Below are 25615 nucleotides of genomic sequence, written 5' to 3' on the forward strand. Positions count from 1 at the left end.
TATGAGACAAAAAGCAACCCTTCTGTACTGGTACAGAAGGGTTGCTTTGTTATAATTTATAGTACAGAATCCTCTGCGATTGCAGGACTGATTTGAGTTTTCACTTCGTAGATTTGTACCCCTGTTTTCTCATCCATGATAAATGAGCCGTTGGAGGTCCGATCATTGATCGGGATTTGGTTGGTGATCACTTCAAAGGATTGTCCTTTTTGATTCGTCACTAGCAGTTGCTGATTTTCCCCACTGCCCATATAGACGACGCGATGAGGATTTTTCTTCAATTCCCGCAAGACCATCAATCCGCGCTTCGCCCGACCTAATTGGTTGATTTCTTGAGCCAACATTCGTTTTGCTGCGCCACGTTGGGTGATCAAAACGATCGGTGTATCCCCTTCTGAATAAACGAGCAACCCATTGATAAGATAATCATCCGCTTTAAGGTTCATCGCTTTGACCCCAGCTGCTTTTGGTCCCACAACAGGCACTTCATTAAGCGGGTAGCGCAAGCCAAAGGCAAGATGACTAACTAAGAATACATCCATTTGTTCCGTTTGATCCGTCAAAAAGACGTTGATCAATTCATCGGATTCGTCTTTCAGTTTCATGATCGTCATTGGCCGTGTTTTATAAGTGCGCCAAGGTTCAAATTCCGTCATTCGTGTCTGTTTGATCATGCCGTTTTTACTGATCAGCACGAAATTTTTCAATGGATCAATCTCTTTGTAGGCAAAGACCCCAATAATCATTTCATCTTGCGTCAGTGTCATGACTGTTTGCGAAATATGTTCCCCTAAATCTTTCCATTTTAAATCAGGTAATTCATGGACCGGTCGATAGATCGTGTTCCCTTTATTGGTAACCAACAACAGATGATCCAACGTGTTCATTTGGCTACTGTAAAGTAAAGAGTCGCCTTCTTTCATCCCGATCTCTTCTGGTTTTGAAGCACCGTAAGAACGCAAGCTGCTGCGTTTGACATAGCCGTCTCTTGTGACCGTCACGACGACTTCTTCTTGGGCGACCAAGACTTGTGTTTCGATCTTGATTTCTTGAATTTCTGCTTCGATCTCAGTCAACCGCGGCGTCGTATATTTTTTCTTGATTTCCCGCAGTTCTTTCTTGATCACTTTCAGCAACTCATTTTCTTCATTCAAAATCGTTGTCAACTCAGCAATCGTTTCTGCAAGTTCTTTTGCTTCTGCTTGCAATTGTGTGATGTCCGTATTGGTCAAGCGGTACAACTGTAAGTTCACAATGGCTTCTGCTTGCTCTTCCGTAAAACCGTGCTGAACCACCAGATTGTTTTTGGCATCTTTTTTGTCTTTACTGCCGCGAATGGTGGCGATCACTTCATCAAGAATCGATAAAGCTTTGATTAACCCATCGACGATATGCTGTCTCTTTTGGGCTTTTTGCAGTTCAAAACGACTGCGTTTTTCTATTACTTCACGCCGATGCTTGATGTAGCTTTCTAAAATCCGTTTCAAACCGACTTGTTGGGGGCGCATATTGTCGATAGCCACCATGTTGAAGTTGTAGTTGATCTGCAATTCGGTATTCTTAAATAAATAATTTAAAATCCCTTGCGCATTTGCTTCTTTTTTCAGCTCGACAACAATCTGTAGTCCAGTACGATCTGTTTCATCTCGTACTTCAGCAATCCCATCAATGCGTTTATTCAAACGGATCTCATCCATTTTTTTGACTAAGTTGGCTTTATTGACCTCATATGGGATCTCATTGATGACGATTTGCTGTTTGCCGCCTTTGATGTCTTCGATCTTGGTTTTCGAACGCAGAATCACTTTGCCTTTGCCTGTTTCATAGGCTTTTTTGATTTCTTCTTTCCCTTGTAAAATGCCCCCTGTTGGAAAATCAGGGCCAGGAATGTACTTCATCAGCTGATCCAAAGAAGCTTGCGGATGGTCGATCAAATAGATCGTTCCATCGATGATTTCCCCTAAATTGTGGGTAGGGATCTCTGTTGCATAGCCAGCTGAGATCCCAGTTGAGCCATTGACTAACAGATTCGGGTATTTTGCTGGTAGAACAGTTGGTTCTTTTTCAGTATCATCAAAGTTCCAAACCAATTCGACGGTGTTTTTTTCAATATCTTTTAATAGCTCACCACTTAATTCTGAAAGCCGTGCTTCCGTATAACGCATGGCAGCTGGCGGATCACCATCCATACTCCCGTTGTTCCCGTGCATTTCAATCAAAATCTGACGTAGCTTCCAGTCTTGACTCATGCGGACCATTGCTTCATAGATACTCGAGTCGCCATGGGGGTGAAAATTCCCCATGATATTTCCGACAGATTTTGCTGATTTGCGGAAGCCTTTGTCATAGGTATTGCCGTCTTGGTTCATGGCAAATAAAATCCGCCGCTGAACCGGTTTTAACCCATCACGAATATCTGGCAATGCCCGTTCTTGAATAATGTATTTGGAATATCGACCGAAGCGATCTCCCATCACTTCTTCCAATGTCAATTCTTGTATATTGCTTTTGTGTTCCAAGAGACCACCTCCTATTCCTTAACTAACTGTTTGCTGTCTGCTTGTTCGGTATCCATTAATTTTTCATCAACTAATTCAGGTACCGTATCTTCTTTTTTATCCAAAATACTGCCATCTTCTTCTAAACTAAATTGAACATGACTTTCGATCCACTTCCGACGAGGTTCTACCTTGTCCCCCATCAAAGTGGTGACGCGACGTTCTGCTTGGGCAGCATCATCGATCCGTACCCGAATCAGTGTCCGCGTTTCTGGGTCCATGGTCGTTTCCCACAATTGGTCGGCATTCATTTCCCCTAACCCTTTGTAGCGCTGAAGCATATAGCCTTTTCCGATTTTTTGGGTCAGTTTGCTTAGTTCATCATCGGTCCAAGCGTATTCGACTACTGCCTTTTTCCCTAACCCTTTAGACACTTTGTACAAAGGTGGCAAAGCAATGTATACTTTCCCCGCTTCGATCAAAGGTTTCATATACCGGTAGAAAAAGGTTAAAAGCAGCACTTGGATGTGCGCCCCATCGGTATCCGCATCGGTCATGATGATCACTTTATCATAGTTGCAGTCTTCAATTGAAAACTCTGGGCCAACACCGGCACCGATAGTATAGATCATCGTATTGATTTCTTCATTTTTCAAAATATCCTGCATCTTGGCTTTTTCGGTATTGATGACTTTGCCTCGCAATGGCAAGATGGCTTGGAACTTGCGGTCACGGCCTTGCTTCGCTGACCCGCCGGCTGAGTCCCCCTCCACCAAATACAATTCATTTTTCTTAGGATTACGAGACTGAGCAGGCGTTAATTTTCCAGAAAGCAGTGACTCGCCTTTTTTGCGTTTCTTTCCAGTACGGCTTTCTTCTCGCGCCTTTCTGGCAGCTTCACGGGCCTCTCTTGCCTTGATCGCTTTACGAACCAGCATTTGACTCATTTCACTGTTTTCTTGTAGATAATAGCCTAGCTGCTCACCAATCACATTGTCTACCGCATTTCTTGCTAAGGGTGTCCCTAATTTTCCTTTGGTCTGTCCTTCAAATTGCAAAAGATTTTCTGGCACGCGGATCGACAGCACTGCCGCTAACCCTTCACGGAAATCACTGCCTTCAAGGTTCTTATCTTTTTCCTTCAACAAATTGACCTTGCGGGCATACTCATTGAAGGCTTTGGTCATTGACGTCTTCATACCAACTTCATGGGTACCGCCATCTTTGGTACGTACATTGTTGACAAAAGACAAGACGTTTTCTGAATACCCATCATTGTATTGAAAGGCAAGTTCTACTTCAATCGCTTCTTTCGTGCCAGAAAAATAAACCACTTGGGTCAAGGTATCTTTTTCTTCATTTAAATAATCAACAAATTCTTTGATGCCTTCCTCATATAAAAAGACTTCATGAATCGGTTCTTCCCCACGTTCGTCCGTCAGGGAGATTTTGACCCCTTTCAACAAGAACGCGGATTCTCTCAAACGTTCAGCGAGAATCTCATAGGAGAATTTGGTTGCAGAAAAGATCGTATCGTCTGGTTTAAACGTAACGGTTGTTCCCGTTGGTTTACGGGTTTTGCCGATTTTTTTCAAAGTACCTGCTGGTTTCCCGCCGTCTTTGAAGCTCTGTTTGTATTCGATACCGTCACGAACGATGACCACTTCTAGCCAGCTGGATAAGGCATTTACAACACTGGCACCAACCCCATGAAGGCCGCCAGAAGTTTTGTAGCCGCCTTGGCCAAACTTTCCGCCAGCATGTAGCACTGTGAAGATCACTTCAACAGTTGGGATTCCAGATGCATGTGTCCCGACCGGCATTCCTCGGCCATTGTCTCGAACACTGATACTATTGTCTTTATGGATCGTAACATCGATTTCATTGCCGTATCCTGAGAGTGCCTCATCAACCGCATTATCGACGATTTCATACACTAAGTGGTGCAAGCCGCGGCTATCGGTCGAGCCGATATACATTCCTGGCCGTTTTCTTACTGCTTCCAGGCCCTCTAAGACCTGAATGGAAGCATCATTATATTCTGTGGTTTTCTTTGCCAAACCCACCGCTCCTTTAATCTTGATCAGTCCTTTTCTAATGCTGAAAGGACTGCAAAAAAAATCTTAACACAAAATACGCTTTTTTCAAGCGAACATTTTTCTAAACTATCTTATCCTTTTTCCTTTGTTTGCACAAGCTAGAGTCGCAAAATGGCTTGTTTGTGTTTCACAGCTCTGAGAAAAGCTGTTTTTCTTCTTTGTCTGATCAACGAAAGATTTTCTTATTGTTGGAAAGGCGTTTTCATGCTAAAATTGCCCTAGCCTTGCAAAGAAAGTTGGTTATTATGAATACGATTCTTTTATTTATTGTTGCTTACCTTTTAGGTTCGATCCCCTCTGGTGTTTGGATTGGCCAACTGTTTTTCAAAAAAGATATTCGCCAATTCGGCAGCGGCAATACGGGAACGACCAATACATTTCGCGTTTTAGGAAAAAAAGCCGGCATCGTTGTTTTATTGATGGATATCTTAAAAGGAACTTTGGCGACCAGCTTGCCAGTCATCTTTGGTCTCCAAACTGTCAATCCGCTCTGGTTTGGGGTCTGTGCGATCTTAGGTCATACCTTCCCGATCTTTGCCAAATTTAAAGGCGGCAAAGCAGTGGCGACAAGTGCTGGGATGCTCTTAGGATACAATCCGCTCTTTTTCATTTATTCTTCATTGATTTTCGTTATCTGTCTTTATGTGACAAGTATGGTGAGCCTGACCAGTATGATCGCGGCGTGTTTGATCACCTTATCGACGATCGTCTTGCCTTTTATCGCACCTGCGATCTTGCCTGAGCAAAATTGGCTGCTGACCTTCATTGCGATCGGCGTAACGATTTTTATCTTTATTCGCCATCGTGAAAACATTACCCGCATCAAAGATGGGACCGAAAGTCGGGTACCCTTTGGACTGAATAAACGTCAAACGAACAAATAAGCAGAAGCTGAGAAAAGTCATTGCGCTTTTCCCAGCTTCTTTTTTCATACGTTTATTTGACTGTAATGGAGTACTTTGTTTCAAATAATTCTTCAGGCGGAAGTGCTTGAATCCCCAGCTTTTCTGACAGCTCACCGGAGGCTTCTAGCGTATCTGCGATGCCGCACCATGGTTCAATACATAGAAATGGCGATTTCACTGGATACGTGGACCAAAAACCGACATACGGCATATTATTGTAGCTTAACGTGACACTATGAGGCGATTTTTCACTGCGAATCGAGTAGGAATGTAATCCTTTCGTTTCATAAACTAGCGCATCATTTGCAAACATGTCATGGGTCAAGCGTAGATCCGTATTCGTTTGACCGAGTGTGCGTTGCTCATAATCAATATAGTTGCCTTTTAACGGCAATTTCACTCGTGATTTCTTTGGAGAAAAAGAAAGATAATAGTCTTCAAAAGTCAGCCCTTTTTCAAGAGGGACGTTGAATGCAGGGTGTCCACCAAATGGAGAAGAATAGTTCTTTTTGACCGCTATTCTTCACTTGGTATTTGACGACTAAGCCATCACCGCCTAATTCATAACTGACATACAGCTGAAAATCAAACGGATACTTTGCTTTGGTTTCAGTCGAACTTTCTAGTAAAAACAAAGCGTAATCTGTGCGTTGTTCAACGACAGTAAATAACATGTCTCTGGCAAATCCATGACGAGGCAAATGATAACTCTTGCCCTCATGTTGATAGGTGTCCTCTTTTAACGCACCCACGATCGGAAATAAGATCGGTGCATGCTTTCCCCAGTGGTTTGGATCAGCTTGCCAAATATATTCAAGGTCATTGCTCGTATCGACTAAGCTTTGCAACTCAGCCCCTTTTTCTGCAATTTTTGCTTGCAGATGACCGGCCGTGATGGTAACTGTCATGGTCTCATCTCCTAATATTGATGTTTCGTCAATTCCTCTTTAAAGCGGCTGTTAAGCACTTTTAAATAGGTGCCTTTCATCCCCAAAGAGCGGGATTCAATAATACCGGCAGACTCTAATTTACGCAAAGCGTTCACGATCACCGAACGGGTGATGCCGATACGGTCAGCGATACTGGATGCGGTCAAACGACCTTCGTCTCCTTCTAATGCCTCAAAAATTGCTTGAACAGCTTTTAGCTCACTATAGGAAAGCGTGTTGATCGCCATTTGAACAGCTGTGGTACTGCGAACATCTTCTTCGATACTACGGGATTTTTGGTACAAGAATTGCATACCAACAACTGTCGCACTGTATTCCGCTAATACCAAATCATCATCATCAAAGGACTTATCGATTCTGGAAAGAATGATCGTCCCTAAGCGTTCTCCTGCACCGTAAATCGGTACGATGGTTGTTAGTCCGTTAGGATACAACTCACGGCCTTCCACAGGAAAAGCGGTCATATCGTCACTGATCGGCACATTAGCTTCTGTGGAAGTCAGATGATCGACTAAATCTGTATAATTTTTAGGAAACTGTTTTTCGACAAACATTTTTTTGATGCGCTCATTATTGACATCATGGTTCTCAACAAAACCTAACACACTACCGTCGACGCTAATAATATACGCATTGCTGTCTAGGATGTTTCCTAAAATGACAGCCATTTTGTCGTAAGGCAAATCAGAAGCTAAATTAAAGGTGTTTTTTTGTTGCAATAATTCGTTGATTTGTCTTGTCTTTTCTAATAATGTTTTCATTGGTCCGCTCCCTTTATAAAATATACCGGCTTAAGTCTTCATCTTTTGCGATTGACGCAAGTTTTTCTTCCACATACGCTTCTGTGATCGTGATTTCTCCCATTTGCATCTCAGATGCTTCAAACAATAGATCTTCAAGTAGTTTCTCTAGAATCGTATGCAAACGACGGGCACCGATATTATCGGTATCGCGATTCACTTGATACGCGATTTCGGCAATTTTTTCGATGGCTTCCATCGTAAAGACCACTTTGACATTCTCGGTTCCTAACAAGGCAACGTATTGCTTGACTAAGGCATTGTTTGGTTCCGTTAAAATTTTAACAAAGTCTTCCTTCGTCAAGTCATCCAGTTCCACGCGGATTGGGAAACGTCCTTGCAACTCAGGGATCAAATCGCTTGGTTTTGATAGATGGAATGCGCCTGAAGCGATAAAGAGAATATGGTCGGTTTGTAACGTGCCATATTTCGTATTGACTTGTGAGCCTTCAACGATCGGCAAGATATCTCTTTGTACCCCTTCACGAGAAACTTCTCCTGATTGCTGTGATTTCGAAGATACTTTGTCGATTTCATCAAGGAAAATGATGCCGCTAGATTCCGCTAAACGTAATGCTTCACTATGAATATCCGCGTCGTTGACCAGTTTGGAGGATTCTTCTTGAATCAGCAATTCCCGGGCTTCTTTTACGGTTACTGTGCGTTCAATTTTCTTTTGCGGTTTCAATGCTCCTAATGTTTCATTCAAATCGATCCCCATTTGTTCTAAGCCATTGTTCATCATCGGTGCTTGATTTTTCGGCTCATCGACTTGGATCGTCACTTCTCGGTTGTCTAAAAGGCCCTTTTCTAATTGCTCAAAAATGGCTTGACGGTTGCTGCGAATCTCATCCGTCAATTCTTCTTTTGGCTCTTCTGGTTGTTGTGCGGCGTTGAACATATTCATCATTTGTTCATAAGGATTGGTATTCTTTTTCTGTTCCTTTTTAATACCAGGGACTAAGACTTTTACTAAACGACGGTTGGCTTTTTTCTCTGCTTGGATCCGCACGTTTTTATATTGTTCTTTTTTCACGATTTGGATCGCGTTTTCTACAAGGTCACGAACCATCGATTCTACGTCTCGACCGACATAACCGACTTCTGTGAATTTCGTTGCTTCTAGCTTAACAAAAGGCGCATCAACGATTTTCGCTAAGCGTCGCGCAATTTCCGTTTTCCCAACGCCCGTTGGTCCAATCATCAAAATATTTTTTGGTGTGACATCTTGCTGCATTTTTTCATCTAATTGCAGTCGGCGGTAACGATTTCTTAATGCAACCGCCACTGATTTTTTGGCATTGGTTTGTCCAACGATGTATTCATCTAATTCTTTCACGATCTCTCGTGGTGATTTGTTTTGGTTTGTCATATCGTCATCCCTCTTTAAAACTCTTCTACAATGATATTGTGATTCGTAAAGACACAAATGTCTGCTGCGATATTCAAGGCACCTTCAGCGATTTCTTTGGCAGATAGTTCACCACCATAACGTTTCATCGCACGGGCTGCCGCCAAGGCATAGTTTCCACCTGAACCGATAGCTAAAATCCCTTCATCTGGCGAAATGACCTCACCTGTACCTGAGACTAAGAGCATCTCCTTGTCATTCATGACGATCAGCATCGCCTCTAATTTTTGCATCGATTGCTGCGTCCGCCATTCTTGTGCCAATTCTACTGCAGCTCGTTGCAAGTTTCCGTTGTATTCATTTAGTTTTCCTTCAAATTTTTCTTCCAAGGTAAAGGCATCTGCCACACTACCGGCAAAGCCAACGATCACTTCACCGTTGTAAATTCGACGGACTTTCCGAGCGGTTCCTTTCATAACGACCTGTTCTCCCATCGTTACTTGACCGTCACCAGCCATGGCAAACTTGCCATCTTTTTCAACCGCACAGATGGTGGTTGAATGAAATTCTGACTTCATTTACGTTCCTCCTGTACCAATTTTACGCACGTGGATGAAATTGGCGATAATTTTTTTGTAAACTGTCTTTGGTGACATGCGCATAAATCTGTGTCGTCGATAGATTGGCATGTCCCAATAATTCTTGAACGGTCCGCATATCGGCTCCGTTGTTTAATAGATGGGTCGCAAACGTATGCCGCAGCATATGAGGATGGATTTTACTGTCCAAACTGCTTTTTCGGATGATTTGATTCAACACATACTCGATCCCTGTTGCAGTGATCCCATCACCTAGATGATTCACGAAAAGAACCTCGTGTTCCTTGTTCTGCTTTTCCATCAGTTGCTTGCGTCCTGAGGAAAGATAGCGCTTGACTGCCGCTTGTGCGTAACTGCCGAAAGGAACATAGCGATCTTTGTTGCCTTTTCCGTGGATCAGCAAAACGCCGCTTTCCCAATCGATCGCGCCCAGCGTCAGACTGCTACACTCGCTGACCCGCAGACCTGAACCGTAAAGGACTTCTAACAATGCTTGATTGCGCTGTTGTAATGGCTCATCACCAGCGACACTTTGAAAAAGAGCATACATTTCCTTTTCATAAAAAAAACGCGGCAATTTAGCGTTTTTCTTTTTTAAATGAATGTAGGCGAAGGGATTCTCTTTGACGATCTCATGCTTGGTTAGAAATTGGTAGAATGAACGCAAGCTAGCCATTTTCCGACTGATGGAATTACGGCTATACCCTCGTTCCGTCAAGTAGCTCAAATAGACACGAACATCACGATACTCCACCGCTAACGGGTCTTCATTGCCAGACTCTTTCAAGAAGTGAAAAAAATCGCTCATATCTTCTTGATACGCTTTTTTTGTCTTTTCCGAATACCCTCTTTCAACAATAAGATAACGAAAAAACTCTTCTTGTAATTGATCCGTTTGCAAAGTAACCCCCCTTTTCATGATTCGAAATAACTTTAGCATAGACCACAAAAAAAAACAAATGAATTGTCAGAATTTAATCAATATTTCAAAGTTTAGACATAATTGTGAAAACTTTCTAAGAATCTTCGTAAGATTCTTATCATTCTTCAGAAAGATCACTCAAAAGAGCCATAAAAACGTACCAATCCCTTTCTCAAAATAGAGAGGGACTGATACGTTTCCACTTATTTGCTTTTATTCGATTGGACCAGTTGTTGGCTGAGGCGAACCATTGCTTTTTGAAACAGCTTGAACTAGCTCTTTGTTTCCTTGTTTTGTGGACATCGTGTCATTGATCAACGCCACTAAGTCTAATCCGGTGGTTTCTTTGATCGTATCAAAGGTTCGCGCTAAACCAGCTTCCCCCATTGATTGAAGCCCATCGTTGCCGCCAAAGCTGACCACTTTATCGATATTGCTAAGGGGCGCATTGACTTCTTTTGCGATTTCAGGCAGCACTTTGATGAACTCCATCAAAATACCCGCTTCGTTCAGTTTGGTCAAAGCAATCGCCATCTTTTCACGGCTTTCCGCTTCGGCTTGACCGACTTTTGCGATTCGTTCCGCATCGGCACTACCTAATTTTTCAATTCGTTCCGCTTCCGCTTGTGCAGCCAATTTGACTTTTTCCGCTTCGGCTTGTGCTCGGGCGATTTCACGTGCTTTGTCTGCTAATGCGTTTTGTTCAACGACATATTTATCTGCTTCGGCTTTTTTACGGACAGTTGCATTCAATTCTTTTTCTGTCAATTCCGCTTGTTTCTCTTGAATCTCAATATTTTTTTCTTGCTCGATCAATTGTACTTTCATTTGCTCACCGACCGCGATTTGCTCTGCTTTCGCATCCGCAACTTCACGTTCTTGTTTGTACTGCGCTTGTTTCAACGCCATATCTTTTGTCGCTTCTGCGATTTCTGTTTGGCGACGGATCTCTTCATGCTGTGCCAACTGTTCATTCTCGGCTTGCTTGATCCGCGTTTCTCTTAAGGCATTGGATTCTGCTACTTCAGCATTCTTCTTCACTTCAGCAATCTGGGGACGCCCTAAAGCATCCAGGTACCCATTGCTGTCGCTAACGTCTTTGATCGTAAATGAAACGATCTCCAGCCCCATTTTTTTCAAATCCGTAGAGGCAACTTCTTGTACTTGTTCCGCAAAATCATCGCGATTTTTGTAGATGGCTTCCACCGTCATCGTTCCTAGAATTGCCCGTAAGTGACCTTCTAAGACTTCTTGCGCTTCATCTTCCAGTTCACCAGTGGATTTACCCAAGTATTGTTCAGCGGCTGTCTTGATCGACTCGGTACTGTTGCCGACTTTCACTAATACCGTGGCACTGGCTTTGATCGGTACGCCTTGTTCTGTATAAACTTCTGGTGTCCCAATCTCTAACTTGTGGGTCAGTAAACTTAATTTATGTGCCTTTTGAACAATAGGAATCACAAACGTCCCACTGTTTTTTAAAATCTTGATGCCTTCTTTTCCTAAAAACGACCCCGTGACGATCAACGCTTCATCGGGTTTTCCGATTCGGTAGCGTATCATCAAAAAGGCGATCAATAAAACTACGAGGACAACGCCCCATAAAATCGGATTACTTAAAAAATCAACTGCTGATCCTGTATCCACCATAACCTAACACTTCCTATTCTATAAAATTTTTACTTTCAACCACCAACGCGATCCCTTTTTTATCAAAATCGACAATGATGACTTTGGTGCCGACTGGCAATCGAACATTGTTTTCACGATCTTCTTCTCGAAAAAAACGAGCAGGATAAACAGAACGTGCACCTTGACTCCCTATTTCCATGACTTCGCCGATTGTATCTCCGACAATCTTTTCCGTCAGTTCGCCGATCACAAACTCATTGCGGCTAATGACATTGCTGCGGTTTTTGTCTGTGATGCGATTGTAGAGCCACATAAAGGGCCCCAACAGCAAACTAAATGCAACAAAGACAACAAAAATGACCCCGACCAAGAGGATCAGCCAACCTAAAAATTGGATCACTGTAGGAAAACGCTGTAAATAGTTTTGAATCAAATGAATCCATTCTCCGATCACCATCTTCACCACCTTCTGTCATTGTTACTGTCTATCATAAGTCACCTTGATTAAAGTTTCAAGACAAATTAAAAAAAAACTTTCTCACCAATTATCAGTAAGAAAGTTTTCGATCATCGTGCTTATAATTGTTCCTTGGCTTTTTCTAACGCAGCTAACGCTCGATTTGCCAATGCTTCATAACGGGATTTCTTGTCTCTGATTCGCTCTGGAAGTTCTGGCAACAACCCAAAGTTTGCATTCATTGGTTGGAAGTGTTTGCCTTCAGCATGGGTGATATAATACGCCATACTACCAATCGTCGTTTCTTGTGGCATAATGATCGGTGCTTCGCCTTTTGCAAGTTTGGCAGCGTTGATGCCAGCCATCAACCCGCTGGCTGCACTTTCCACATACCCTTCGACCCCTGTCATTTGTCCAGCAAAAAAGAGGTCCTCACGTTTTTTCGATTGATAGGTTTGTTGCAAAAGCTCAGGTGAATTCATAAAACTATTCCGATGCATCACGCCATAGCGCACAAATTCAGCCTCTTCCAAGCCAGGGATCATCCGGAATACCCGTTTTTGTTCGCCCCATTTCAAATGTGTTTGAAAGCCAACGATGTTGTAAAGAGAAGCCGCCGCATTGTCTTGACGCAGCTGAATCACTGCGTAAGGACGCTTGCCAGTTTTCGGATCTTCTAACCCAACTGGTTTCATCGGACCAAACAACATGGTTTTCGGCCCACGACCAGCCATGACTTCGATCGGCATACACCCTTCAAAGAATTTTTCTTTTTCGAATTCTTTCAAAGGAGCCACCTCTGCATTGACCAAGGCCTCACGAAACGCATAAAACTCCTCTTCATTCATCGGACAGTTCAGATAGGCTGCTTCACCTTTATCGTAACGAGATTTCAAATAAACTTTATCCATATTGATGGTTGATTTGTCAACGATTGGTGCTGCGGCATCATAGAAATAAAATCCTTCAGATCCGTTAAAGGCTTGGATCGCTTTTGAGAGCGGTTCAGAAGTCAATGGACCTGTTGCGATCACAGTGATCCCTTCTGGAATTTCAGTGATCTCCTCTTCGATGACTGTAACTAAAGGATGCTCCTTGACACGTTTGGTGACCAACTCTGAAAAATCATCGCGATCCACAGCTAAGGCACCACCTGCTGGAACCGCTGTTTTGTCTGCAGAAGTGATAATCACTGAATCCAAGCGACGCATTTCTTCTTTCAAGACACCGACCGCATTCGTTAAATTGTTGCCTCGTAGTGAATTGGTACAAACAAGCTCGGCAAAATTATTTGTGTGATGGGCTTCTGTCGACTTCTTAGGACGCATTTCATAAAGATTTACTGCGACACCTGCTTGCGCTGCTTGCCACGCAGCCTCGCTTCCGGCTAAACCGGCACCAATAACATTGATTTCTTTCATAGTGCTCTCCTTTTATTTCAAAAGCTCGTCTCTTTTCATAAGAAACAGCTTGTATTAATCAAAAGGACCGGCGCTTTCTTTTGTCAGCCAACAATAAGGCTGACCGTTCAAGAGAATACGCCGATTCTTTTTTAACAGGATATCCTGCTAGTTATTTTTGCACATTTTCTTCATAGTCGCCTTTGATACAAACGACTTGTTTCCCGCCTTTGACTTTCTTTTCGACTAAATAATTATCACACTTCGGACAATTACGACCCACTGGTTTGTCCCAAGAAGTAAAGTCACATTCAGGGTAGCGGGTACAACCATAAAACAACCGGTTTTTCTTCGATTTGCGTTCAACGACTTGCCCTTGATGACAGACCGGGCACTCAACGCCGATTTCTTTCACGATTGGTTTTGTGTTGCGGCAATCTGGGAAATTACTGCAAGCATAAAACTTTCCGTAGCGGCCTAATTTGATCACCATCGGATGACCACAAAGATCGCAATCAAAGCCTGCAGGTTCATCTTTGATTTGAATTTTTTCGATACTTTCTTCTGCAGTCGTCAATTCTTTTTCAAATGGGCGATAAAACTGATCGACAACTTTGACCCATTCTTCTTTCCCAGCTTCAATGCTATCCAAGCTATTTTCCATTTCAGCAGTAAAATGCATATCAACAATTTGCGGGAAGAATTCCTCGATCAACGAATTGACGATCTCACCAAGTTCAGTTGGCTCAAAACGTTTTTGCGTCAATTTCACATAATAACGCCGCTGAATGGTTTCTAACGTCGGTGCATAGGTTGAAGGACGACCCACACCGTTTTCCTCAAGGGTTTTGATCAACGTTGCTTCGCTGTAACGAGCAGGTGGTTGGGTGAAATGCTGTTTCGGTTCGATCGATACGGATTGAACGACATCCCCTTCGACTAACTCTGGCAAGATGTTCTCTTTGTCTTCTTTGCCATCATCGCGTCCTTCCACATAGACCTGCATAAATCCTTTGAATTTGATCTTTGAACCATTAGCAATAAAGATGACACCATTTTGATCCAAAGTAACTTTCATCGTATCCAAAATGGCAGGCGTCATTTGACTAGCCACAAAGCGAGACCAGATCAAGCGATACAATTTTAATTGGTCTTTGTCTAAGAATTTCTCCATGGCTTCTGGCGTACGCAAAACACTGGTCGGTCTTACTGCTTCATGGGCATCCTGCGCCCCTTGTGCATTGGCGCGTTTTTTGCCACCGTGAGCGGAGAACTCTGAACCATAGGTGTTTTCGATAAATTCGGCTGCTTCCCCTTTGGCTGTGTCAGCGATTCGCGTCGAGTCGGTACGCATATAGGTAATCAAACCGACAGTCCCTTGTTTGCCAAGGGCGATCCCTTCATAGAGCTGCTGTGCGACCATCATGGTTTTCCGTGTTCGAAAATTCAGTTTGCGGGCTGCTTCTTGTTGCAAACTACTGGTGGTAAATGGTGCAGATGGATTCCGTTTGCGTTCTTTCTTTTCAACCTTTGTCACTTGAAAGTCTTTACCAGAAAGGCGATCGGTGACTTCTTTAATACTTTCAGCATTCGGTAATTTTTTCTTTTTGCCATCTAAGCCCCAAAAATTGGCTTTGAATTTCTTCGTGGCTTTTTTAAAGTTTCCATCAATGCTCCAATATTCTTCAGGAACAAAATCACGGATCTCTTTTTCACGATCAATAATGATCTTAAGCGCCACCGATTGAACACGTCCAGCACTTAACCCTTTTTTGACTTTGCGCCAAAGGATCGGACTCAATGAATACCCGACTAAACGGTCTAAGATCCGCCGTGCTTGTTGAGCATCGACGAGATCCACATCGATCGTTCTTGGCTCTTTGAAGGCTGCTTTGACCGCATCTTTAGTGATTTCATTAAAGACGACACGATTTTTATCTTTTAAATCTAGTCCAAGTAGAAAAGCTAAATGCCAAGCAATAGCTTCTCCTTCTCTATCCGGGTCACTTGCGAGGTAGACTTTTTCAGCTTTTTTCGCAGCAGAACGGAGACTTTTGATCACGTCACCTTTTCCACGGATCGAAATGTAATGAGGCTCATAATCATTTTCGACATCGATCCCCATCTTACTTTTAGGGAGATCACGAATATGACCGACACTTGCGACGACTTTGTAATTTCGTCCAAGGTATTTTTCAATGGTTTTCGCCTTTGCGGGCGATTCCACGATTACTAAATATTTATATGCCATATAAAGAATGGCTCCTTCCTGAATTTTTCCTACTATTATATTCTATCAATCAGTGAACCTATCGTATGCAGATGAAACATACAAATCGTAGCTTATCATAGCTTTCAAGAAAAGGTTTGTCAAGGAAGGTTGATTGGAAAAATCAAAAAAAGGCTAACTCTTGTAAAATATCCGACACGCTAATCGTACATTTTGCACCATCTTGAATCAAGCGGTGACAACCTTTTGACTGATCCGAAATCATTTCACCAGGCACTGCAAAAACTTCTCGTCCATTTTCCATCGCTAACTGTGCCGTAATCAAAGAACCGCTTCTTTCCTTGGCTTCAATTACGCAGACCCCTTTTGAGATCCCCGCAATAATGCGATTGCGCAGCGGAAAGTGGTATCTTTGCGGTTTGGTATCGTGCGGATATTCGCTTAGCACCAGATGTTCTTGACGGATCTGCTGGAACAAACGGTAGGAAGATGACGGATAACAATGGTCCATCCCAGAAGCAATCACAGCAATGGTTTGTCCACGATTTCTGATGGCTGATTCATGGGCAAAGCTGTCGACACCATTGGCCAATCCGCTAACGATGGTATAATTTTCCGTCACTAGAGGTGGAATCAGCTTTTCGCAAACTTTTCGTGCGTATAAGGACGCCGTTCTTGCACCAACAAAGCCAATCATGGTCGTTTGTAGCAATTGCAGATTCCCTTCATAAAAAAGCATCAATGGCGGGTCCGCGATTTGTCGTAAAAGCATCGGATACTCCGCCGAGAAGAAAGTGAGGTAGTTTTGTGCGCCCATCTTTTGTGCGATGTGTTCGTCCGTCAATTGCTCCCATGATCGCCGAAAAACCGCACGGTGCTGTGGAAGGACCCCGATGGCAATCATCTCTTCCAGCGAACAATTCATCTCTTTTGTTTCCAACCAATGCCAAATGATCTTCCAACAACCTTGCAGACCAATTCCCTGACAGTAGTACAGTTTTATCAACTGTTTTTCAAAATCTGTTGCTTGTTGATACTTCATAAACAAAGCCCTCTTTTCTTAGTAATCTTACTTATAAGATTCGCTAAAAAAAGAGGGATGGATGAAATTTATAGATATTGTTTTACTGGCGCAAATGTTTTTCGATGAATGGGACAAATTCCATGGGCAGCTAGCCCTTCTAAATGGACTCTGGTTCCATACCCAGCATTTTGATCAAACCCATAAAAAGGATAGACATCATGAAAATCTTTCATTAAATTGTCTCGATATACCTTGGCGATGATACTTGCTGCGGCAATGGAAATGGAACGGGCATCTCCTTTGATCAAGCTTTGTTGAGGGATTTCCGTGTCGATCGTCATCGCATCGATCAGTAAATACTCGGGCTTGACTGCTAAGTCGATCAAGGCTTCTTTCATTGCTAGACGACTGGCTTGATAGATATTTATCCGATCGATTTCTTCTGGACTGACCACACCGATACCGACAGCAATGGCTTTGTTTTGAATTTCGATAAACAGCTCTTCTCTTTTCTTCGCAGAAAGCTGTTTGGAATCATTTAGACCTAAGATCTGACATTCCTTAGGCAAAATAACCGCAGCTGATACCACGGGTCCTGCTAATGGTCCGCGTCCCACTTCATCTAAACCAGCAATAAAACGGGCGCCTTGCTGAAATGCTTCGTTTTCAAAACGCATCATTTCTTTGTATTTTTCCTGCAATAGCTGGTGTTTCACTCGCTGTTTCTCGTATTTTTGCAGCAGCTTTTGGACCCCCGCTCGTTCATCTGCTTGCAGCGCCTGTAAATACGCTTGATCATTGAAAGCTGGATCAAATAATCGCTCTTTGATTGTCTTAATCGGTTGTTTCATCTTGGCTTTCCATTTCCTCCACTCGATCTAGTGTATATCGGCCCAATTTTCCTTGCCGAATGTCGAAGACAACGAGTTCGCTTCCTCGATCGTAATTGTCTTTGTAGCCTCGTTTTTCCGTGATTTTCATCAACAGATCGGGCGCTAACAACGCCTCTTCTTCCGCTTTTAGTTGGTAACGATTCGCGATTCTTTCAGGATAATAGCGGGCAAAAAAATCAAGTCCATACAATGCGATATCATCCAAATGGATCAGCTGGTCTTTGATCGCTCCGGTCAATGCCAGTTTCTTCCCAATCTCAGGATCTTCAAATTTTGGCCATAAGATCCCAGGCGTATCTAGAAGCTCTAGATCAGTCCCAAAACGCAGCCATTGCTGCCCTTTCGTCACGCCGGGTTTATTGCCCGTCTGAGCGATTTTCTTCCCTACTAAACGGTTCATCAAGGTCGATTTTCCGACATTTGGGATGCCGATCACCATTGCTCGAATCGCACGAGGCTTCAAGCCTCTCGCTTTGTCGCGAGCAATTTTTTCCTTCAAGACTTGTTTCGCTGTAGGAACAATGGCTTTAACCCCTTGATTGTCTTGGGCGTTGATTGCCAGTGCTAGATAGCCTTGTGCTTGGAAATAATGCTCCCATTTTTTGGTTTGAACGGGATCTGCGAGATCCGCTTTATTGATCAAGATCAATCGTGGTTTTTGTTGTAATAATTGATCTAACATGGGATTGCGGGATGAAATCGGCAAGCGTGCGTCCACGAGTTCAAAAACGATATCCACGAACTTTAATTTTTCACTTACTTCACGTCTGGCTTTCGCCATATGGCCTGGAAACCATTGAATGGTCATTTGAACGTTTTCCTCCTTGGTACTTCTTCGAATTGATAAAAAAGACAGTCGTTTTTATATCCTTGTAGTCTATAGGTGACAAGAACGAAGGCTGCTTGCTTTTTTTGAGTCAGAGAGACCCATCAGTGCAGCAAACTAGCTGAACTGTTTGCGGATCAATGTTCTTTTTCCAACCTGATGCATAGGAAAAGCTTCGAGCGCGTTTGTTTCAACGCTCCTTGACTTTTAATTTTGGGGAAGTGGTTGAATGAAGCATCCTTACCGCTTTATTTTGGTTTTTCCTAACACACTCACAATAGTCTGACTGCTTTTTTGCTATCTTTTATCTTAGTTATTGTACCATATTTCACACGACATGTTTCATTCTGACTAAGGTTAAAAAGTCATTTTCTTCTACTTATTGAGAAAAACGAACGATCCTTACTTTTCATCAATGGAAGTATTCGAATGAAGACGTTTTTTCCGCTGAATCCTGTTACTAATCACCAAGAGGAGGATAAGAACAGTGATCACGCCTAGCATCAATCCTACTTTTTGCTGCTGTGCTTTTTTGGCGGCGGCTGTTTCTTTTTCTTCAACATAAGGAATTCTTTTGCCCCGTACCAATAAACGATGGCTATTGACCATATAGGGGGTACAGGTCAACAGCGTGACGTAATCGCTGCCTTTCACAATTTTTAATGCCTGAGTATCATCAGGGTCGACCGTTTTTATCTGATCTACTTGATACGCCAATGTATCATCAAACGTTTCGATATAAAACTCATCACCGATCTGCAGCTTAGGCAGATCAGTAAAGAGCGTTGCACTCGTTAACCCACGGTGCCCACAAAGAACCGCATGGGTATCTTCACCACCTATTGGATACGAAGCGCCCTCCAATAATGTTGCGCCTCTTTTTAACAACGTATCGGTGGTTTGATCAAAAATCGGGAGAGCGACACCAATCACCGGGATCTTTAAGACGCCGATCGTATGTCGTTCATAGTAATCAGGTGTATCAACTGATTCTGAGTCCCTTGTTTCTGATAAATCTTGCGTTTCTTTGATTCCAGGATTGCTTGGCTGCTGTGCCAGCTCTTGATTTGCTCGTTCCAACTGGTTCCTTTTTTGTTGTTTTTCTATTTCACTCATTTTTTTGGCTTGGCTTTGGTAGTAACTGATCAACTGTTGATCCAAAATCGTGTTGAGCTGATTACTTACAAAAGGATAACTGATGATCAAAACCCCTAGCAGCAGCAGAACACCCATCAAAAAATCCAATAAAGTTACTTTTCTAGTTGGTGCTTTTACGCCATTTCTTCGTCTGATACTCATCGTGCTTTTTCATCTCATTTACTTACCCTTTCCGTTTTACAAAATAACCCCCTGCTAAACCAACGATCACCACTCCGATTGCGCCCATTAAATACGTGCCGACACCACCAGTTGCTGGTAAGGTTCCTTTGCGGCGGTTAGGAACTTTTTCGGGCTCTCCCAATTGCTCTTTCGTTCCATAAGACGTTTCATGGACTTCAAAAGCGATGCGATTTGTTAGCAGCACGTAATTTTTCGGTGCTTTTACTTCTTCCAAATAGTACGTGCCAAATTTCAACCCGATGATATCAACCAATCCATCTGTACCTGTGGTAAATTTCGTCGCTTCATCCGCTGTTTGTACCCAAGATACCTGTTTGGTTCCCTCTTCGATTTTCAAGTAGTTGGCATCATCACGGTCTTGATCTCGTACAACAAAAACTGCATCTGCCAGCGCTTCGGTAGCGGTCACAGCCCCATCGACTTTTAAGAAGCGTTTGCCCCCTGTCAAAACTTCCACGCTTGGCGGCGTTTGATCCGTCATGAAATCTGTTTCTACATTTGCTTCATTCTTAAAGCCATTGATAGGCATAGCCTGTTCATTTAAATACATATAATACACAAAGCGCAATTGATTTCCCGGCGTTAGTTGCGGCACAAATTCTGGATTGATGGTTACCGTAAAGCCATGCTCTTTTTCCGTTACTTGATAGTTCGTTGAATCGATTTTCTTTTCTCCATCATACAACGCATAGCCAGTTTCTCCCTCTGCTGTATTTTCAAAAGTCAACGCTGGATCGTGCGCATCGATCAATTGGAAATGTTTGTATTTGTTTTCTGCTCCTACTTTGTCTTGGATACCTAATGGGATATTGACCGTTAGGTGATATTGAATTCTTTCGCCGATTCCCACGTCTTTGCCGTCTAATTGTGGTGTTGTTTTGGTAACATTTGTCGTGTCATTCTTGACTGTTAACTCAACCGTGACGTCATTGCCTGCTGCGATCGAAAAATCCTTGATGGTTTCTTGCTCGATCAAGGCGGCTTGACTTGGGGCTTTCGTTTCCTCTAATTGATAGGTGCCTGCTTCTAACTGCTCAACTTTTAACTGTCCTTTTTGGTTTTCTTCAACATCGATGGTCGTTTCTCCAGCAGCATATTGTTTACCTGTTAAAAAGCGGTACGCTGCTTGTTTGTCAGTCGTCCACGTATAAAGTCCATCGGCTGCACTTAAAATATATTTCTTAGTCTGTGCGTTTCCTTCTTGCTTTGAGATGACAAATTCCGCATCATTCAGTGGTTCGTTTTCCCCCGTTCCTCGTTTATTCACAAGGAGCGTTCCTTCATTTGTGACAATATTTTTAGGATAAAGATGAATCGTGTCTAATTCTTCTTCCCCGTAAGCATACGACCCGTCTGCTTGTTGGATCATTTCGTAAACAGGAAAGGCGATCACCATGTTCTCAGCAGTGGTAACACCGTCTTTAGGGTCTTCTACAATGGTGTAAACTGCATCCCGATCGGCTTGTTTTTTCGGCAATTCAAAAACCAAATCACCGGCTGCATCTGTTTTCCCGCTAGCTACAGGGGAACCAGGCGTCAAGGTTTGGACTTGACGCTTAGCTTCTTCAACGGATGCCCCTGCAGATCGTTTTTCATAAAATGCTGTGGTCACATCATAGACAGAAAAAGTGACATCGGCTAAGCCTTGGTATTGATCAAACTCTGCCATCTCAGTCCCACTATTTTGAATCAATGAACCTGGCAAATTGACCATTTTCTTTTTATGCAGATGGACCTGTGCCAAATTGCTCTCTGCGGATACTTGCTGATTTTTCGTTCCAAAAAAGACAAATGGCAGAAGTAAAAATAGGAGACAAACCATTTTCGTATGATTAAAAATCTTTTTCATTGTTCTTTCCTCTCTTCTATGTTTGATATTTTCGTTTTTTCACGAATGGTCAAATTACTTTAATGAAGGCTTATCTTTGCGCGTAACGTACAGATAGCTACCTGTTAAAAGGACTAGTAGACCTGCTGAAAGAATCGCCAGCCACCCATGCCAATTCCCTCCTGTTTCAGGAAGAGACACTTTTACTTGATTGGCGACGATCAATTCTATTTGATTGTTCTTTTCTCCAGAAACAAGAAGATTCGGCTGCAATTTTTCGTCAATCAAGACACTGCCATCCTCTTCGATCCTAATTTTCACAGGTGCTGTTAAACCAGCATAGCCTGTAGGCGTAACAATTTCTTCTAAGGTATAGCTGCCTGGTGTTAGATCATGGAAATGAAATACCGCTAGCGATTCTTGGGATTCTGGTAATTCTATCGTCTGACCGTTTCCGCTTAAGCGGAATTTGGCTCCCTCAAGCGCTTGTCCCAGTTCATCCTGTTTATTGACCACCAAATCAAAAGGTTTTAACTGATTGCCATGGGTAAGAGTCCAACAGTTGGCATCTGCAGCGACGTTTTCCCCTTGATACTGGATCTTTCCGTCTGAACCAACGACAAACTCATAATCACCAGCAATCGTATCGTATCCAAGCGGACCAGCTGTTTCTGAGATGCGATAAGCGCCCGGCTCAAGGATCGTAAATTCAGCCGTCCCCACATCATTCGATGTTTCTGAGGCAATTTCTTGATAATCCCCCGCTGCTGTTTTTTGTTGCAGAGAAAAGACAGCCCCAGCTAACAGTACTTGCTGCTCTTTTTGTACCGTATATTTTCGAATAGCAACTGGAATTTCTGTAAACGGATTGGTGATCTCCAGCGTAATCGTATGATCGTCCACTGTGACGGGTTGCCCATCGATCGTCGTATTCCCTTGCGCATCGATATGAATTAGCCACTCTGTCTGCTTAGACAAATGATGTCCCGCCGGTGCAGTGACTTCCTCCAAACGATAGGTCTGATCTTTTTGCAACACAGTATCTGCTGGCAGCCCATACATTCCATCCCCTTGATCCACAAGGGTCACTGTCTCTCCTGCCCCCGTTAATTCAAAAACGGCACCTGTCAGCTTCACCTCTCCTACAGCGGATTTTTTGATCAGGTTTAATGCCAAGGGCACAAACGCCTTTGTGTTTTTCCATGTATAAGCGTCCACTTTTGTCGCTTCATAACCTGCCACTGCTCGCTCATTTGTGACTTGATAATCAAAAGTTTCTCCTTGATTGTTATACAGCGGCAGTAAACGGGTTTCTTCGTACTCCGTCCCATCCTTTTCAGAAAGCGCGTAAACCTTGCTTCGTTCCCAAGTTGTCTGATCTTGGGCATCGGTCTCAGTAAGTTTGAGATACCCTGTTTGCCAGCTATTCTCATTGCTGACACGACTCCTGCTTATTTCAAAATAGATCGTTTCGGGACGACTGGAGGTATCGCCATCGTATTCTTCCCAGTGTTTTTTGATCGTCACTTCCTTCCCAGGTGCTTTGGCGGATGGCACACCAAACAATGCCTTTTGATCGGACTGATGATTCGGATAAAATACCGTTTCGCCATTCATTTGATACCAAGTATCTGGTTTAAAATCCGCTGCTTCTGTTTGAATCCGCACTTGATAATGAACTTGCAGTTCTTGTCCTTCGCCTAAATAAAGACCAGAAGCATGGATTGTATTGTCAGACATCGAAATGTCAGGCTGCACCGTTAGAGCAGCAGACCCGACACTTTTGACGGACAAGCTATTTTCTTCGTAGACAAATGGCTGCGAAATGGGGTCAGTAATCTCGCCATCGGTGACTGTTGCCGAAATGTGAAGGGCTTTTTTCTCGAGATAGTCGGCAATATCCGCTGCTTCATTCGCTGACTCATAATAAAGATGGCCGTCTTCATCAGCAGAAACCATCTGTCTCATTTTTTTCTCGACATCGGCCTTTGTATACCCAGCGGTTTGATCTCCTTGCAGTTGAATCCCCAACCCATGAATCTCGATACCACGTTCTTTTAACGCCATCGCTTCACCAATCGTGGCGATAAAGGTATTGTTGATCCATTTATAATTGTTCTGTTGATCAAACGCAAAATAGCCATTGTAGAGAAACGATGTATTCATCGGCTGGTCTTGAGTAAGAGAAAAGGCGGTTCCATAATAACTGCCGTCTGCCTGGGTATGCACTTTAGACACATGATAACTGTAAGTAGGAACGCCATCCGTTAGCAAAACGATGACTTTCTTATGTCCATTTTGCGTCGTTAGCATATCCCCTGCTTGACGTAGCCCCCTTTGTGTAAAGGTTCCCCCAGCTGCTGTTTCTGGCGTCATCGATCGGATCGTCTCTTTGACTTCAGAAAATTTTCCTAATTGGCAGGTTTTGTTTTGATAATTGCTGCCATCACTGGAATAACCGACATAGCCCATGTAGACACTATCCTGAATGCCGCTTCCTTCAATTTGATTCAAAAAGCGATCCACGCCTTTTTTCACTTCTGCGATCCGTCCCATCTCATTCATACTGCCTGACCAGTCCACCACCAACACGACATCGATAGGATCAATTTGACGTTGAACATTCCCTCGTACATTTAGGTAGACATCGAATAGTCCCGGAGTATTCGTCTCTTTGGCAAATTTTCGTAGCGCGAAATCTGCTTCGTCTCCTACACCACCATATTCAATATATGAATGGGTCAAATTTGCTGGATCGCCATTCCATGTAGTTATGCCGTCCCACGTTTCGCCTGCATCCTTGTTCCCCTGATGATTTAAGACGTTACTGTTTTCATCAGTTTTCCAGTTCGCCACAGGATACGTCCCGCTTTGGTCTGTCGTATAATCTGGTTCAATCGAAGCAAAAGCCTGTGAAACGGTCGTTTTTTGATAAAGATGTTCTTGTTTAAATGGTTCAATGAGCGTTTCCTCTTCAGAAGCACTTGTCGCCGTTCCTGTCTCGTTTGTCTCTTCCTTCGTTTCTTCGTTCGAAACTTCTTTTGAACTTTCAGTCGACGCTTGCTCCGAGGTCGACTCACTCACGGCTTCTGAAGAGGATCCAGTGCCAGAATTGACTTCTGACGTTTCTGAAGAAGCAGAATTTGTGGCAAGTGGGATTTCAAAAACTGATTCATTCAAAGACAGTAGGTTGTACGATTCTTCACGTTCCTTGTCATATTCTTCGATCTGAATCATCAATTTTAGCTTTTTCGTTTCTTCAGGCAGCTGAAAGATTAGTTCTTGTTCCGTTGGTGTTTGCAAGAAAGCTTGGGTTGTAAGCCAAGACTGTGCGGAATCATCCTTGACTTGAGTCATCTCTTCATTGCTTGTTTTTAATAACGACTGTTCCTTCGTTTCATCGATCGCGTATAGTTGTACCCAGAGACGCTGCTGTTTGTTTTTTTGCGGTAGTTGATAGCATAAAGAAAATTGATGGTCCTCTTGGTGACCAGTCAGTTTGATCTGCTTCGTTTCAGCAATAGTGATCGTATGTTCTTCTTGTGCACTTGCAGTCCCGTTTGTTTGCAAACTCGAATAAATGAAAAATAGTATCCCCCCTAACATACAGAAAATGAAAGAGAACCAGTGGTGTCTCTTTGTCAAAAACATAAAAAGACCTCCTTTCAAAGAATCAAAAATTACAAGCTGATCATACAAGAAAGAAGCAAAAGACACCTCTTTTTTTTATTTTCTGAAAAATAGAACTAATTGGCACACCTGTAGTTATTCATAATGAAAAAAAGTTGGTTATTTTAAAGTTAATTCATTATCTAAATGTTATTTAATAATGTAAAAAAACTATCGTTTTTCACCTGCGA

The 25615-nt window shown here is 42.9% G+C and carries 17 protein-coding genes and 1 pseudogene; 1 reads left to right on the forward strand and 17 read right to left on the reverse strand.

Features of this window, described 5'->3' with window-relative positions; all coding sequences use genetic code 11:
• Nucleotides 1-56 precede the first annotated feature (56 nt).
• Both parC and parE read right to left on the reverse strand, forming a co-directional pair.
• Nucleotides 57-2519: a DNA topoisomerase IV subunit A gene (parC, locus tag IGK14_RS10415; protein WP_010749398.1), complete on the reverse strand. Its 2463-nt coding sequence runs from the start codon at nucleotides 2517-2519 to the stop codon at nucleotides 57-59.
• A gap of 11 nt (nucleotides 2520-2530) precedes the next feature.
• The gene (parE, locus tag IGK14_RS10420; RefSeq protein WP_010749397.1) at nucleotides 2531-4558 is read right to left on the reverse strand and encodes a DNA topoisomerase IV subunit B; all 2028 of its coding nucleotides are present in this window, start codon (nucleotides 4556-4558) and stop codon (nucleotides 2531-2533) included.
• A 284-nt stretch (nucleotides 4559-4842) separates the two neighbouring features.
• Here parE and plsY point away from each other — a divergent pair, with 284 nt between their 5' ends.
• Nucleotides 4843-5481 carry a glycerol-3-phosphate 1-O-acyltransferase PlsY gene (gene plsY / locus IGK14_RS10425; RefSeq protein WP_034695963.1) on the forward strand — a complete coding sequence of 213 codons (639 nt, stop codon included), beginning with the start codon at nucleotides 4843-4845 and terminating at the stop codon, nucleotides 5479-5481.
• A 52-nt stretch (nucleotides 5482-5533) separates the two neighbouring features.
• Here plsY and IGK14_RS10430 read toward each other — a convergent pair.
• The 15 genes and pseudogenes from IGK14_RS10430 to IGK14_RS10500 all read right to left on the reverse strand — a co-directional run bounded on the left by IGK14_RS10430 (nucleotide 5534) and on the right by IGK14_RS10500 (nucleotide 25406).
• Nucleotides 5534-6410, reverse strand: a pseudogene (locus IGK14_RS10430) (aldose 1-epimerase family protein).
• A gap of 11 nt (nucleotides 6411-6421) precedes the next feature.
• Nucleotides 6422-7213, reverse strand: coding sequence for a GTP-sensing pleiotropic transcriptional regulator CodY (gene codY, locus IGK14_RS10435; protein ID WP_010749394.1), 792 nt, complete (start codon nucleotides 7211-7213; stop codon nucleotides 6422-6424).
• Between the two features lie 13 nt (nucleotides 7214-7226).
• Nucleotides 7227-8624 carry an ATP-dependent protease ATPase subunit HslU gene (gene hslU / locus IGK14_RS10440; RefSeq protein ID WP_010749393.1) on the reverse strand — a complete coding sequence of 466 codons (1398 nt, stop codon included), beginning with the start codon at nucleotides 8622-8624 and terminating at the stop codon, nucleotides 7227-7229.
• Between the two features lie 14 nt (nucleotides 8625-8638).
• Entirely contained in the window at nucleotides 8639-9181 is a 543-nt protein-coding gene (gene hslV / locus IGK14_RS10445) for an ATP-dependent protease subunit HslV (RefSeq protein WP_005229630.1), read from the reverse strand.
• A gap of 22 nt (nucleotides 9182-9203) precedes the next feature.
• Nucleotides 9204-10142 (reverse strand): tyrosine recombinase XerC, encoded by a 939-nt coding sequence (xerC, locus tag IGK14_RS10450; RefSeq protein WP_080646982.1) that lies wholly within the window; start codon nucleotides 10140-10142, stop codon nucleotides 9204-9206.
• Nucleotides 10143-10337: 195 nt separating this feature from the next.
• On the reverse strand, nucleotides 10338-11774 hold the full coding sequence (locus IGK14_RS10455; RefSeq protein ID WP_010749391.1) for a flotillin family protein: 1437 nt from the start codon (nucleotides 11772-11774) through the stop codon (nucleotides 10338-10340).
• Nucleotides 11775-11787: 13 nt separating this feature from the next.
• Nucleotides 11788-12213, reverse strand: coding sequence for a hypothetical protein (locus IGK14_RS10460; protein WP_010749390.1), 426 nt, complete (start codon nucleotides 12211-12213; stop codon nucleotides 11788-11790).
• A gap of 119 nt (nucleotides 12214-12332) precedes the next feature.
• Complete coding sequence (trmFO, locus tag IGK14_RS10465) at nucleotides 12333-13634, reverse strand: FADH(2)-oxidizing methylenetetrahydrofolate--tRNA-(uracil(54)-C(5))-methyltransferase TrmFO (protein ID WP_005229622.1); 1302 nt, start codon at nucleotides 13632-13634, stop codon at nucleotides 12333-12335.
• Between the two features lie 151 nt (nucleotides 13635-13785).
• On the reverse strand, nucleotides 13786-15864 hold the full coding sequence (topA, locus tag IGK14_RS10470) for a type I DNA topoisomerase (RefSeq protein WP_005229621.1): 2079 nt from the start codon (nucleotides 15862-15864) through the stop codon (nucleotides 13786-13788).
• 142 nt (nucleotides 15865-16006) lie between these two features.
• The gene (gene dprA / locus IGK14_RS10475; RefSeq protein WP_010749389.1) at nucleotides 16007-16885 is read right to left on the reverse strand and encodes a DNA-processing protein DprA; all 879 of its coding nucleotides are present in this window, start codon (nucleotides 16883-16885) and stop codon (nucleotides 16007-16009) included.
• Between the two features lie 68 nt (nucleotides 16886-16953).
• Nucleotides 16954-17718, reverse strand: a complete 765-nt coding sequence (locus IGK14_RS10480; RefSeq protein ID WP_010749388.1) for a ribonuclease HII — start codon at nucleotides 17716-17718, stop codon at nucleotides 16954-16956.
• A complete protein-coding gene (ylqF, locus tag IGK14_RS10485; RefSeq protein WP_005229614.1) occupies nucleotides 17702-18568 on the reverse strand; it encodes a ribosome biogenesis GTPase YlqF in 867 nt (288 codons plus the stop codon). Before ylqF ends, IGK14_RS10480 begins: the two co-directional genes overlap by 17 nt.
• Before the next feature lie 420 nt (nucleotides 18569-18988).
• Nucleotides 18989-19885 (reverse strand): class C sortase, encoded by an 897-nt coding sequence (locus tag IGK14_RS10490; protein ID WP_010749387.1) that lies wholly within the window; start codon nucleotides 19883-19885, stop codon nucleotides 18989-18991.
• Between the two features lie 22 nt (nucleotides 19886-19907).
• Entirely contained in the window at nucleotides 19908-21776 is a 1869-nt protein-coding gene (locus IGK14_RS10495; protein WP_154694524.1) for a SpaH/EbpB family LPXTG-anchored major pilin, read from the reverse strand.
• A 54-nt stretch (nucleotides 21777-21830) separates the two neighbouring features.
• Nucleotides 21831-25406 (reverse strand): SpaA isopeptide-forming pilin-related protein, encoded by a 3576-nt coding sequence (locus IGK14_RS10500; RefSeq protein ID WP_438712200.1) that lies wholly within the window; start codon nucleotides 25404-25406, stop codon nucleotides 21831-21833.
• Nucleotides 25407-25615 lie beyond the last annotated feature (209 nt).

Source organism: Enterococcus sp. DIV0970a, from assembly GCF_051711265.1.
Lineage (GTDB): Bacteria > Bacillota > Bacilli > Lactobacillales > Enterococcaceae > Enterococcus_D > Enterococcus_D casseliflavus.